This window comes from Niallia endozanthoxylica (assembly GCF_008710145.1).
Lineage (GTDB): Bacteria > Bacillota > Bacilli > Bacillales > Cytobacillaceae > Bacillus_BD > Bacillus_BD endozanthoxylica.
Genome location: NZ_VYKL01000062.1, coordinates 19,614 through 33,268, shown reverse-complemented (window position 1 = coordinate 33,268; position 13,655 = coordinate 19,614). Strand labels below are relative to the sequence as shown.

The 13,655-nt window shown below is 35.1% G+C and carries 11 protein-coding genes and 2 pseudogenes; 1 reads left to right on the top strand and 12 read right to left on the bottom strand.

Features of this window, described 5'->3' with window-relative positions:
- Positions 1-502: 502 nt before the first annotated feature.
- The 3 genes and pseudogenes from F4V44_RS28075 to F4V44_RS25905 all read right to left on the bottom strand — a co-directional run.
- Positions 503-902 (bottom strand): annotated as a pseudogene (locus tag F4V44_RS28075) ((Fe-S)-binding protein); the annotation flags it as partial.
- 56 nt (positions 903-958) lie between these two features.
- On the bottom strand, positions 959-1,687 hold the full coding sequence (locus F4V44_RS25910) for a Fic family protein (protein WP_150442866.1): 729 nt from the start codon (positions 1,685-1,687) through the stop codon (positions 959-961).
- A 139-nt stretch (positions 1,688-1,826) separates the two neighbouring features.
- A complete protein-coding gene (locus tag F4V44_RS25905; protein WP_150442865.1) occupies positions 1,827-2,819 on the bottom strand; it encodes a helix-turn-helix domain-containing protein in 993 nt (330 codons plus the stop codon).
- A gap of 402 nt (positions 2,820-3,221) precedes the next feature.
- Here F4V44_RS25905 and F4V44_RS25900 point away from each other — a divergent pair, with 402 nt between their 5' ends.
- Entirely contained in the window at positions 3,222-4,370 is a 1,149-nt protein-coding gene (locus tag F4V44_RS25900; protein WP_150442864.1) for a tyrosine-type recombinase/integrase, read from the top strand.
- 482 nt (positions 4,371-4,852) lie between these two features.
- Here the strand turns inward: F4V44_RS25900 and F4V44_RS25895 are convergent, their stop codons facing one another.
- From F4V44_RS25895 to F4V44_RS25855, 9 genes and pseudogenes are all read right to left on the bottom strand, one after another.
- Positions 4,853-5,626: an HNH endonuclease gene (locus tag F4V44_RS25895; protein WP_223882039.1), complete on the bottom strand. Its 774-nt coding sequence runs from the start codon at positions 5,624-5,626 to the stop codon at positions 4,853-4,855.
- Between the two features lie 19 nt (positions 5,627-5,645).
- Positions 5,646-6,245: pseudogene (locus F4V44_RS25890) on the bottom strand (hypothetical protein); the annotation flags it as partial.
- A gap of 80 nt (positions 6,246-6,325) precedes the next feature.
- Positions 6,326-6,805, bottom strand: a complete 480-nt coding sequence (locus tag F4V44_RS25885; protein WP_150442862.1) for a flavin reductase family protein — start codon at positions 6,803-6,805, stop codon at positions 6,326-6,328.
- A gap of 61 nt (positions 6,806-6,866) precedes the next feature.
- Positions 6,867-7,706, bottom strand: coding sequence for an alpha/beta fold hydrolase (locus F4V44_RS25880; RefSeq protein ID WP_150442861.1), 840 nt, complete (start codon positions 7,704-7,706; stop codon positions 6,867-6,869).
- A 43-nt stretch (positions 7,707-7,749) separates the two neighbouring features.
- The gene (locus F4V44_RS25875; protein ID WP_150442860.1) at positions 7,750-8,436 is read right to left on the bottom strand and encodes an alpha/beta hydrolase; all 687 of its coding nucleotides are present in this window, start codon (positions 8,434-8,436) and stop codon (positions 7,750-7,752) included.
- 54 nt (positions 8,437-8,490) lie between these two features.
- Positions 8,491-10,395, bottom strand: a complete 1,905-nt coding sequence (locus tag F4V44_RS25870) for a XylR N-terminal domain-containing protein (protein ID WP_150442859.1) — start codon at positions 10,393-10,395, stop codon at positions 8,491-8,493.
- 10 nt (positions 10,396-10,405) lie between these two features.
- Complete coding sequence (locus F4V44_RS25865; protein WP_191090868.1) at positions 10,406-10,705, bottom strand: 2Fe-2S iron-sulfur cluster-binding protein; 300 nt, start codon at positions 10,703-10,705, stop codon at positions 10,406-10,408.
- A 256-nt stretch (positions 10,706-10,961) separates the two neighbouring features.
- Complete coding sequence (locus F4V44_RS25860; protein WP_150442857.1) at positions 10,962-12,170, bottom strand: acyl-CoA dehydrogenase family protein; 1,209 nt, start codon at positions 12,168-12,170, stop codon at positions 10,962-10,964.
- A gap of 129 nt (positions 12,171-12,299) precedes the next feature.
- Positions 12,300-13,214 (bottom strand): catechol 2,3-dioxygenase, encoded by a 915-nt coding sequence (locus F4V44_RS25855; protein ID WP_150442856.1) that lies wholly within the window; start codon positions 13,212-13,214, stop codon positions 12,300-12,302.
- Positions 13,215-13,655: the final 441 nt, after the last annotated feature.

Genomic DNA, 13,655 nt, shown 5'->3' with positions numbered 1-13,655 from the left:
GTGGGATGATTAATTAAGTGAGCGTAGTAAAAATGATATTATACATGAAGAAACAAGAGCCTTATGTCAATAAAAGGACTCTTGTTTTTTGCTTTATTTTTTATGTTCATCCCTTATTGTTTTATAAAATCAAGACAATGAGCAGAGATCCATCCATCTACTATAGAAAATTAAAACTTCAACACCGCATCTGCCAAATCACCATACGAATCTTTCAAATATCTACTGGTAGTCGCTATATTACTACGCCTTGCTAACCTTCTCAATATCGTATAACCCCAACTGTCTGGCCACTTCTGAAGGGCGCATACCTGTTGGATATTGCTCCCTCTCCCTGGCTAAACGATCCACTTCCTCTTTATAGTATCGAGCTTCTCGGTGCAGCCGGTTATTATAATTTATAAAATAAAAAAAGAACTTGCTATCGACTCTATAAACAAATTAAGAAATAAAAATCGCGTAGGATGAGGCTAATCACCACTTCCTACGCGATTGAATCGCATTACATAACAGATTTCTCCAAAATCTCTACAACATCCAATGTCTGAACCTTCTCTTCTACTTCTTTTGCTTTTGTGCCATCCCCGATCATCGTTAAGCAGTATGGATAGCCTGTACTGATGATAGTTGGATTCGTTTCTAACAGCTGTTCCGTTCTAGCCACGTTGATACGCGTTCCAGCATCCTCTTCAATCTATATACGTCCGCCGCCAGCTCCGCAACACATGGCTGTTTCACGGTTTCGTTCAGGTTCAACAAGTGTAATACCTAGAATCAATATCGTGTGGTGCATCGTACACATTATGGTAGCGGCCTAAATAGCAGGAATCATGATACGCAATGACTTCATCGACAGTCTTATTTAGCCTCAGCCTGCCTTCTTCTATTAATTTTACGAGCACTTACGTATTTTAAACCGGTAGCTTTAAATCAATTTCATTTTATAATTTAGCATCGATTAATTAGTCACACTTAAATATAAATTGAGTGAATCCTCTACTTCTTTTGCCACTAATTCAATAAAATCATGGTAATCTTTTGATATATGAGCCTTATCTAAAGCATCGTAATATTCTAAACGATTCACGACTTTAATAATGACAGGTGGAAATCCTTCCTTCATGAGTTCTAAATTCAATAATAAGCGTGCTGTACGACCATTTCCATCAATAAATGGATGGATACCGACAAAAATAGCATGTAACATTGCTCCACGTTCCACTGGATGAAGGGATTTAGCTTCTGATTGATACCATGTCATCAATTGTTCCATCTGTTCCTGAATTAAATAAGGAGCTGGTGGTACATGTGAGGCACCTGGGATAAAAACCTGCTGATCTCGATAGACGCCTGCATACGCATCATTAATCCCTTTAAGTACTAATCGATGCAAATTCTTAATCTGCCATTCAGATAAGGATTCTTCTTTAGAGACAATTTCTTCTACATAAGCAATCGCCTCTCGGTGGTTAATAACCTCTAAATGCTCACGAAGTGTTTTGCCTCCGACTGTAATTCCTTCCAAAACCACTTTCGTTTCATTGATGGTGAGCGTATTCCCTTCAATGGCATTGGAGTGATAGGTCCACTCTACTAATAATTTTTCACGTAAACTTTTTATAGTATATCTCGGTAATGGGCGTTTGCTATCTAAGAGCGCTTTTTTCTGATTAATTTGTTCAAACATACAGCCTCACTCCTCATAGGGAATTTGAGTTTCTTCCTATTATATATGTTTTATAAACATGTCTCTATATTAACTGTTTTAAATCCATAATCGTGTATTTCTATATTATTCCTCAGGAGTTGCAACAAATCCTTTCTCTCTAGGATTCTTCCATTTGTAGAGCTTGTTGAATAACCTGCTCTACCCACTGGCTCATGGTAAGATTCTTTTTTTCTGCTAGTTGCTTTACCTCATCCAACATCTTGATTGGCAGTTCTAAATTCGTTTTGCGATAAGCACTCCGAACAATAAATAACCCTTCTGCAATCTCAATCGTTCCCTCTTTTATAAAAGGAATAAGCAGGTCCAAATTAAAAGGAATAGATTGTGGAAGAGATAATTCTCCAGCCTTTAACGAAATATATACACCCTGCTCCTGCTCCCGAATCCCTACGTTTTCAATTCCCCAAGACTCATATAAAAAATCAATAAATGGATATAAAATATCTTCCCCTTTAGGAATCTGGATATGAACATAGCCTTTATAATCTAGTATATCTTTATGGATTTCATAACAAGGTTCCAGCCCATATTTTTCAATTCCTTCATTATAATTCACCCATTTTTGATAGTATGGAAGATAAAATCCCCAGTTTAATTCTGTATCCTTCATCACCCTCGCAGCCGTACTGTCTTGAGATTGGAAGTACTGAAAAAGCGCAATGTTATAGTCAGAATCATAATATTCATTTTTCCGAACACGCTCAAACTCCAAGGACTGAAACAATTCTTTTGCTTCTAAGAAAGCCTCCTCTGAAATCACATAATTCGTTCGTTCATCACCGAAAGGTACTTCTACAGCTTTAATGGTTCCATCTTTGATATATTTATAGACACTTTGAACAGATAGCCCCAACTGTTTGGCCACTTCTGAAGGACGCATACCTGTTGGATATTGCTCCCTCTCCCTGGCTAAACGATCCACTTCCTCTTTATAGTATCGAGCTTCTCGGTGCAGCCGGTGAGGATCTGAAATTTTCCGGATTTTTCCCTGTTTAGCATAATGGTAAACCGTTGCCTTTGAAACCCCTAACCGTTCAGCCACTTGTTTTTGTGTATACCATTCATTGATCTCCGACCTTCCCAATTCCACGGCAAAATCCCCCTTCCATATTTAATTACTACTTTTTATCCTACATATATATTTTTTCTTTATCTTAAATAATAGTAAAAGCAATAAATAATTATCATTAAGTTATAATTATTAGATATCTATTAACAATATAAATTAAATTATATATTTTTTCATACTTTATTAAGCTTATTCTAAAGTATATATAATTAAACATCAATAAATATATAGATAATAATAGAATTAAATAATATAGATACTCAATCTAACATAAACAAAGGAAATGTTTTTTTATGTTGATTAGAATATCTATGCATTTAGGCATTTGTTATAATGTAATTAACTTAATATATTCATAGAAATATATAATCTGGTTATTTATAGACATTATTTTTATAAATATAGAAATAAGGTGAATTAAATATGAATGATCTAACATTAACTAATAAAAACCTTCAGGTAAGTGAATGGAAAAAGAAAATTGGAGACAGTTCTTCCCTTCATAGTTTACAAGAGCGATTAGATCTGGCGGAAAAAAATCTTGAAAAGCCATTTGCGGATTTTTCTGATGTAGAAATGATTCAGTGGTTTTTATACCGGAAGGAACATTTGGATCGGCAGCATGACAAATCCATAAGAACAATCAAAGAATATGAACGGGAACTCACACAATTTGTAGAACAGCTAGTTCAGTATTCTAAAGAAATCAATATTGATATGGACTATATAATAGAAGGTTCTTTATTCAAATCACTTTCTCCGCGTCATATTAGAAGGTACCAAGAATGGCTGGCAGAAAGAAGTCCGTATGTACAGAAAAAAGGATTGTACTCCCCAGCAACCTTAGCAAGAAAAACAACGATTATTAAAAACTTTCTACAATTCATGTATGAAGTGGAATATATTCATGAACCTTTGCAAAAAGGATTATTCACTGCAACAGTAAGGAAAGATGATCGGCCTAATCGTGACCTTGGACCACAAGAAGTCATACAGCTACTCGATTATTTTCGTAGAATTAAACATCCCGTGGCCTTTACAATCATTCATATTCTGACTACAACAGGTTTGAGAAATGAGGAGTTTTGTAAGTTAAAGGTAGGAGATCTTCAATATGATTCAATTACCAACAGCTACTATCTGAACGTTTTAGGAAAGGGAAACAAACAGAGACAGATTCCTTTAAAGGAAAAGACCTTGGATAGTATTCGTATATTTCGGGATGCCCGAGGGCTTGAGAATCTATCGTTGGCAGATAAGGAAAGTCCTTTAATGACAACCAATACAGGAAAAGCTTATACACCATCTTATTTATCCCAATATTTAACAAAAATGATAAAAGAAACCTACCTTCCTTCTCTCTTAAATCGTTCATCTTCTATTGGACCGCATACTTTTCGCCATGCCTTTGCAATTATTTCTCATAAAAGTGGAGTAGACATTTATCAGATTATGCGTTCATTAGGACATGAAAAAATTGAAACGACGATGATCTATTTGGAAAAGATTTTTGAGAAGGAAAGACATGCGATTCACGGTTGGAATCCTGAAGTATTTGGGGAGTATATATAATAGAAGAAACTCAAAAATAATTTATTCACCCTTTAAACGTTAATAAGTTTGAAGGGTAATCTTATATGATGAGTTTAATAGACTTCACTTTATCTTTAAAAATCGATAATTCCAACATTTGTATTTGCTTTCTATTTGTAAGAATTTATATAGAATTGGCGGGACACACTCAGACAGTGAGGTACGCCATCCACACTGGTTTTGAAGACCGCAGAAGACATCAGTATCCCTGTCAGCCAGTCTTATCAAGGCATTACAACGGTCTTATCCCATTTTTTCCATTGGTCTAGTCTATAGCTTTCTATCTAAATTATACCAAAAAATATTAAATTCCACTATCGTTCTTGGGTATTAAGAAGTTTTTTCCACTCCTATATTTTTTCATTTATAAGATAAATCAACGTTTATTAGCTTCTTCTTTTTTATATAGGGCTAATAAATTGTCTATCAACTTCCATAAGTAAAATATTGCATTAAAAAAATTACTTTAACTGCTTCAGAATTTCTCTTAACTCCTCGATTTCATATGCTGGTCTTCTACTATGAATCACAGAATGGCAATTTGGACAAACAGGTCGCAAATCTTTAATAGGGTCTACCTCATATGTACTAGCAATTTCATGTAATGGCTTTATATGATGAACGTGGATAATTCCTTTTGCTAATTCCCCATAAGCTTTTTCAAAATTAAAATTACAAATAACACAATTATAACCATAATGTGTCAAACATTCTTGTCGTGCCTTTGGATTTCTTTCATACTTATTAACCAATACTTTTTGAACAGAGCCTTCTAAGTATGAAACGTTGGTATTTTCATTAGAAGTATTTAGTTCTGTTTTTCCACTCAAAAGTTCATTTATCGTAAAGTAACAATGGTTTGCTTGCTTCGGGTGTTTTGGCTTATTTTTTAATTCAAGAAATGGCTTTAGTGTATAGAATTTATAAGGAGTATTCTGTTCATTAAAACCATACGTATTTTTTCTTTCTTCAATATAATGAATAACTCTCTCCTTTTTCTTTGCATCTTTTATTGTATTATTAATCATATTTATGTCATAAGGATTAAGTTTAAAAATTTCCTCAACAAAATACAATCTCTCCATTATCCCTCCCTTTCCTCTAAACGTATAATAGAGGGAGTTTTTATACTCATAACCTTTCTTATCTGGATGAGCATGGATACTATATTTAAATATTAAATCTAGAGTTCCGCTTGCAGGTATTGAAATAACCTCTCTCTCATACTGCTTCAAATCTTCTCTCTCCTTCCAATTAGGCATAATAGCAGATGAAAAAATATGGGCGGTGACCCTGTATCGTCGGATTTTCTTTAATTAATTCTAGCATTTTCTTAGCTAACCTTAGTTTTTGATATCTAAAGCCTTCTTCTACCCTACCTTGTAACAACATTTCCCTTATACGAGTTGAACTAATTTTTACTCCCTCACACTCTACCTTTTCTACTTGTGTGGCTTCAATATGGCCCTTGGAATCTTGCTTTAAACGGTTCAAATTCCCAAGCCCTCTTCTACCATAAGTAAAGTCGAAACCAGCAACTGCATGGACAACACCAAGACTAATCAGATAATCTGCCACAAATTCTTCAGGAGAAAGTTGTGCAAAAGTTTTATCAAATTTAACGATGTAAAACGTATCAACACCTAGAGACTCAAGTATCTTCTCCTTTTCAGTAATGGGCATTAAATAGTTTACCTGTTCTTTCCCATCAGAAATCACAACTTTTGGGTGCGGAAAGAAACTCATAGCGCTAAGAGACAACTCTTTATCCCTTGCTATCCCTTTAGCTGTTTGAATAACTTCTAGATGTCCATAATGGATACCATCAAAAAATCCAAGAGCCATAACATTTGAATTTGCCTTCTGCTGTCATTCCTGCAAATTATAACTGTCTAAATAAATTGTTTCCATGCAGCTCCTCCGTTCACCAAAATCTATACCGTAACTATTTTCTCTTCTTCCAACGAACGGTACTTTCCACTATAGAAAATAAGTGGTTCCTTATCTTCCAAATGAATATCTGTTACTTTTCCAATGAATAACGTATGATCTCCTTCTACATATTCTGCACTTACTTCACATGCAATCTGTGCAATAGCTCCTGGAATAACCGGCTTCCCATCAAGATGGTCAAATTCTACTTGTTTATCCTTTAACTGACCTGCAAATATCATGGATACTTCCTGTTGATCATTTGCTAAAATATTAACTGAGAATATTTTACTTTCCTGCAGTTTAGAAAGAATTCGGGCCTGTTCACGAACCGAAATTACAACCAATTTTGGATCAAGTGACACAGACATGAAGGCATTAGCCGTCATTCCATGTACACCCTCTCCCTCTACTTCTGTGGCAATCACCGTTACCCCTGTAGTGAATTTACCCATTGCCGTGCGAAATTGACGATCATCCATTTCATATTCCTCCATCTATTTCTAATTATATTAATATCCTCAATATTTAATCTGTTTGGTCTCACACAAGATTAGCTGCTTTTGATCGATTTAAAAATTCAATCACTTGAGTGAGAAATGGTTCTGTTTTCTCAATTTGTACCCAATGCCCACATTGTGGAAATATATGAAGACTTGCGTTAGGGATGATTTTAGCTAATTTCCAACTCGTTTCTTCTACAGGAATCACCTTATCTTCTCGTCCATGAATTAATAACACAGGAACCCGGATGTTTTTTAATTCATCAATTGACAAAGCCATGGCATCTAAATGCCTTTGTCTTGGTGCGGGAAACATACTTGAAAAAGCCTCTTGAAATCCCTCTTGGATACTAGATTGATAGCGCATCTCTACTAAATCATCATTTTCTGCCATACTTTGATCATACGCAAAAATCTTAACTAATTTTTTCATGTTTTCGAAACCAGGTATGTAGCCCCAAACTGCATCCAAACCCTCTGAGAGAGGGGAATCAATTCCTACGCTCCCCATCAAGATTAATTTATTAACCAGGTCTGGTCGACGGTTGACTAAGTGAAGGGCAATGGCTCCACCAAAGGAATTTCCAATCACTGAAACTCTTGATTCACCAATCGTTTCAATAAAATCAATCATATGATTAACCCATACATCAATGGAATATTCCTGATTTTCCAGCCTTTCCGTATAACCAAATCCAACCACATCTGGTGCATAAAGATGATAGTATTCTGACAGAGTTGGAAAAGCTAAACGCCAGTTAGCCCACGCAGATACCCCTGGACCAGAGCCATGGATTAATAAAAGTGGTTCTCCCTGGCCAGCTTCATTATAATGTGTTCGAATTCCTTTGACATCAATGAATTTCCCTTGTTCTACCATTTGAAATTCTCCTCCCATTTGTTTGCTTTATTTCAAATGTTTTTTAATCTTTAGAGACGAATTGGTTTAACCCCATATTTTGAGTATTAGTTTCTAATTCTTGACGAAGCCATGCAACAACGTCTTGCTTATTATTATCTGAAACTTCATGGGCTGTTGGATAAATGGTATATTTTACGGATCTGGCCTTTTCAAAAAGGTAATCATAGTTTTCCTGTCCAATATTTAATGGGAAGATTGGATCAGTCGCACCTTGACAAAGAAAGACTGACAAGTGGGCTATGGACTTTAACGTATACTCTTCTTTTACAAATTGTGGAATGTATCCATTCATCGGAATAACTCCCTTGATTGAATCTCCTAAAATTAAGGCTAGTGACATGCTAAGAATAGCACCTTGGCTAAATCCGATTAAATATTTTCTATCCGGGTCAATCGGATAATGATTGGAAGCTTCCTCTATAAAGTTCTTTAATTTCTCCATACTGCTATCAAATAACTCACGCTCAGGTTTGCCATAATTCTTTAAATAATAATAGGCATATCCATTTTCATAAGTCAGATTACCTTGAATCCCTATTAAAATATAATCCTCTTTTAATTCGTCTATTAAATTCAACATAGATTGTTCTTCATATCCAATTCCATGTAGGGCAAATATAACAGGATATTTCTTTCCATTTTCCATTTTTTCGGGTAATTGAACTTCATATTTATATGTACTATTCATCAATATTACCTCCAATATTAAATATCAATATATAATCTTATTACTTAAGTATCCTTAATCGATATGAAGATCTATACTAGGGTTAAAATCAATATCTAGTTTCCCCCAATGTATTAAAAGCTTTAGGAATAAATATATTTGGTAACCAACATCAGGCAGATTAATATCGGTATCTAATATTTCATTAATTTTATGCACACGATACCTTACACCAGTGACCGAAAAATTCATAACTCTAGCTGTTTTATTAATATTACAGTTATTGCTTAAAAAGTAATAAAGCGTTTTTGTCAATTCCATATCCTTATTTTTATCTTCTTCTATTAGCCTACCTAATTTCTTTTGAATAAATTTCTCCAAACTTTCATTATTCATTTGCAACAATATACCTTCAAGTCCTAAATGGTCGTAGCAAACAATTTTCTGATGATGATTCGCAGCCTGTAATGCAGAGGAACTTTCATTATATAATTGAATAACCTCGTCTATGCTAGGGGAACTTGAACTAATACCAAACCTAAAGCTATGAAATGGATATTTCCTTGAACAATAATCAAACAACGTTTGACAAAAATTTTTCTTATTGGCCTCACTTTTAAGCATAGTATCTTCAGATAACAACATGATTATCTTTCCTGACTTTTGTCCTAATAACGCATTAATGTATCGGCTTTTAAGAAAGATGGAAAGCTCATTGATAAAATGGTCATTAAATCCTAATTGCTCTTTCATCGTAGAATCTTGAGAGAAAACACTAATAGCAATCATAAAGTAAGGGGCTTTTAATTGAATTCCAATGTAATAGGCCTTTTTAGAAAGTTCTTCATGTGTTATTTGATTTGTTAAAATGTCATCTAATAAGTTTCCTTGCAAACGCTGTTCTGTCTGGATACGTGTAAGGTCATTGAGTAAATAAAGGGAACACACTAATGAACTTTGCTCTAATATTAACTTCTCTACTTCCTGAGGTGTTGTATCTTTATATATAAAAGAACAAAAAGCAACAATGTTTTTTTGTAAATAAATAGGGGTAATAAGTCTTTTATGATCAACAAAATCCAATAAAATTGTGTGGTTCATGTTGTTCACATCTTTTTTGCCTTTTCTTTCAATCACTTTACTCAGTTGCTCTGAATAGCGTACACCTTCTTCTTCAGGGATTCCTGATAATGCCATGTAATCTAGATTTGCGTTTTCGATTAAAACAGGTAATTTAGTGTGTTGTGTGAGGGTGTTAGCAACTGAAGATAAATCATTTTGACCTAACAGGATTTTGACTAGCTTTTGATGAACATCAGACGCTTTACTTAAATTATCCCTTTCTATTTTCAATTTTTTAAACGTCTCGTTTAGTTCGTCGATAATAGAATCCTCTTCATAATACTTAAGCTCTTTATCTACTTCTCCGTTCCATTCCTCTACCGTACGACAAACAGTCTGGCAGTTTTCATGCCCCATTGCTTTACATTTAACTTCTTTAGTAATTACCTTTTTTCCAAGAATAGTTGAAAGATAGCCACTTGCATACCCAGTCGCATGATGACACACAGGTTCGTTACTATAGCCATATCTTTTTAGATGTTCTTCTGCTTCATATGAATTTTTCCATATGGCCTCGTGATAAAGCGTTCCTTTATCAAAAGCAACTTCTACCGTCAAATTTTCAACTTCACCTAAATACCCATGTAATATATGCATTTGAGGACCGGCAAATAACATTTCCCTTTTATTATCAAAAGTTTGTTCTTTAATTAAGTTGGCATCATGAACTCCGGAATGCCAACCATATCGTAAAAGAAACCCTTTTGTTCTTTCTATTCCAATAGTTTCAATTAATTCATATCGTAATGTCCCTATCGCTGCTGTTGGAGTAGTAACTATACGCTCTTTCAAAAGATCTTGATTTTCTCCAGTTAACTTTTGGTAAAACTGTGCCAAATTTAACTCGTTTACTTTCAATATTTCACCCCTAATAAGACTTTATGGTGTTAATGTTTAACAGTATTTCCATATCGCCTTTTGGATATGTTTTACAAGCAAGCGAATGGTTATACACCCTTTCATCCTCAGGTAATACAGCTATTGAGCTCTTCCCTCTTTTAAAACTCCCTGCCTCTACCTTAACTTTACAAAGCCCACATCCTCCTCCTTTACACGCATAAGGGATTTTTATACCATTCCTTTGCGCTCCATCTAGCAAACTTTCAGAATCGTACCCCTGCCATTCATAGTTGGTATCGTTCGTATCCATTACTTTTATCTTAAACATGAGCATTCCCTCCAAATAAGAAAATTTGTTTGAAGAGACTTACTTTACAATAATTTATTAGATTGTACAATCATTATTCAAATTGTTCAATATTTTCAGAATATAATCATTGGTCTCTTCGTAAACATTCAAACAATACATACATCTCTGCGTGAGATAAGTGACATAATAGCTTTATAGATTAAAACACTCAACTTGACCCCACGCAGATATTATTCAACTAGATTTAAAGATTAAGATGAATGCAAATAATTGTTTACCAGACTGGATCACCCGGCTGGCCAAATATGGTTCTTCCATAAGCAGCCATTCCATCCTCCCATGCACCATTTGGATGTGAACCAAATGCTAGTAAGTCTCTCGTAAATAGTTCCACCGAATCACCTTTATAAATAGATGTTCCTCCAAGCGTTTGCATTACTCTTGTTGCAATATCTGTTGCCATTCTTGCTACCTGCGCTCTTAAAGCAAATAATTCTTCCCTTTCCTCATCACTTACAATCGTTCTTCCCTCTGCTTCCCACGATTCAAGGATTTCAATGTAACGATACAACAGACCTTCTGCTGCTCGATATTGCATGTTCATTTCAGCTAGTAAACGTTGACTTCCAGACGACTTCTTCTCATTTTGTCCTCCTTTAAATACACGTACACGCTTTTCCGTACGTTCTTTAAATATTGTAATTAAGCGTTCCATACCACCTAAAGCAACAGCCGGGAACCCAAGTAAGAAGAGTGGCATAAATGGCATACGGTATACCGGATCATTTTGATCAAAATCCTCCTCCATTGGCTTCCCAATCTGAAATAAATAACGAGCAGGTAAAACAAGGTGTTCTGGCACAAAGGCATCTTCAACAAGCACGCCATTACTTGCACTGCTTCGCAAACCGATTGTATCCCAGTTTTCTACAATTTTGACATTGGGGTCAGACTTAGGCACGACTAAGATACAATATTCCGGTTCATCTTCTTCAGAAAGTTTAACCATTGCTCCCAGACCGATGAAATCACTCCATAATACACCACTACAAAAATTCCACTGACCACTAAGACTAAATCCATCCCCAACTCTTTCAGCCCGGCCAACTGGTGCCACTACATCAGCTACAAAACCATTATGTCCAAGCACTATGTCTCTTCCTTTTGGCGACAAATAGGCTGGCCAAATATCATGTGCGGAATAGAAATAAGTTAACCAAGCTGCAGCTATACTATGCTTTGAAATCGTTCTAAGAATATCTGTATAAGTACGTAAATCAACAAATGAACCGTTATATCGTTTCGGACGCATGAGCTTGTTAATATCCGCTTCTAGAATAGCTTCAGCCACTTTTGAAGAAAAGCGAGCATTCTTATCTGCTTCTTTCGCTTCCGCCTCAGCAATTTGGCCAATTCTTTCTGCTTTGGCAATCCATGTAGCTCTGTCTTGTCTCTCTTTTATTAATAAGGTTGTTTTAGTCATTTCTATTCCTCCTCAAAAGATATAATGGATTGGGAAAGGAGACTTTTAACACGATACAATTTGCTTTCCCTCTAATACATTCAATCAATAGATAAACGCTTTCAAAAGAGTTTTAATTAATAAAATGTATCAAGTAAGAGCTTTAACGAAGGAGTCAATCATTTCTCTTCTATGATAGAAGATTCCATGAGCAATTTTATCTTCCGTCCAAGTGATTGTAGGAGAATCCGGATATGTGATATATCCCCCGGAATAGGCTTCGTTTCGGTTTCCTGAAGGATCAAAGAAATAAGTTGTTTCTGCCCTTGTCATAGCATGACGAGTTGGCGTTACTTCAATAGGTACATCATGTCTTGCCAATAAGTCTGCGGCCTTTAACACGTCGTACCAATTATCAACCTTGAACGCTGCATGGTGCAATTTACTATCTGGCCCTTGAATAAAGGCAATATCATGTGCCTTCCCATTTTGAGCATGCATAAAGCTACCAACCATGTTTTCTCCATCTAAAGTCATGATGCTTTCACTTTGAAACATATCTAGTGCTTCTGTAAATAATCTAGTAACTGTTTTTACATCTTCACCAATTAGTAGAACATGATCCAGACGATGAGGAGCAATCCCTCTTACTTCATCTGGCCAAGGATGTGGATTTAAGATACCTGTTTTCTTACCTACTTGTTGGATATCGTGATAAAGCTCCATTTCGTGCCCTGTTGGCAATGTAAATCGAATAGCCTCTCCTTCCGCAAGTCGTGTTCCCTTGGAAATCCTTTTTACCGTACAACCGAATTGTTCGACATTTCTTTCGTAAAACTCAAGATCCACTTCATTTCGTACTTTAAAAGCAAAGTGGTCAAGACCAGGGGAATCAGCCTCTTGCAGTATAAGACTATGATGATCAAATTCATCCCAAGCCTTAAGGTAGACCCTTCCTGGACTTCTCCCAACTACTTCTAATCCAATAATATTCGTATAATAATTTACAGCCTCTTCAAGATCTAGTACCCTTAATTCAGCTCTTCCAATTCGCATAGTAGCCATATTTATCATCTCCTAATATTAATTTCTTGTATAGATATTATAATATTTAAAAAATTACAAATAAACTAACGGTTATTGCAATTTTCTGTTTATTTTCAAGAATTTTTAGTATGTTTATACTAAAAATAGAAAAAGGTATTGAAAACTTTGGAACAATTAATATGAAAATATGTAGAATGCCTAGAAATTTAAAGACAAAAATAAAGGCAATCGATCAACAACAAGAACAGACGCGAAGAATAGTTGATAATCAAAGAGAAAAAACGGCGTATTAATGAACTGTTAATCAGTTTAAAGAAATGAGTCTTTAAATAGTAAAAGAAAAAACTCAAATCGAAAGGAATTGATTTAGCACATCACAATGCTCATAAGCTTTGTGATGTGTTAACAACACTAGATCTAAATGTTCAGTTCATAAAATAGAAGCCAATGATAACCACA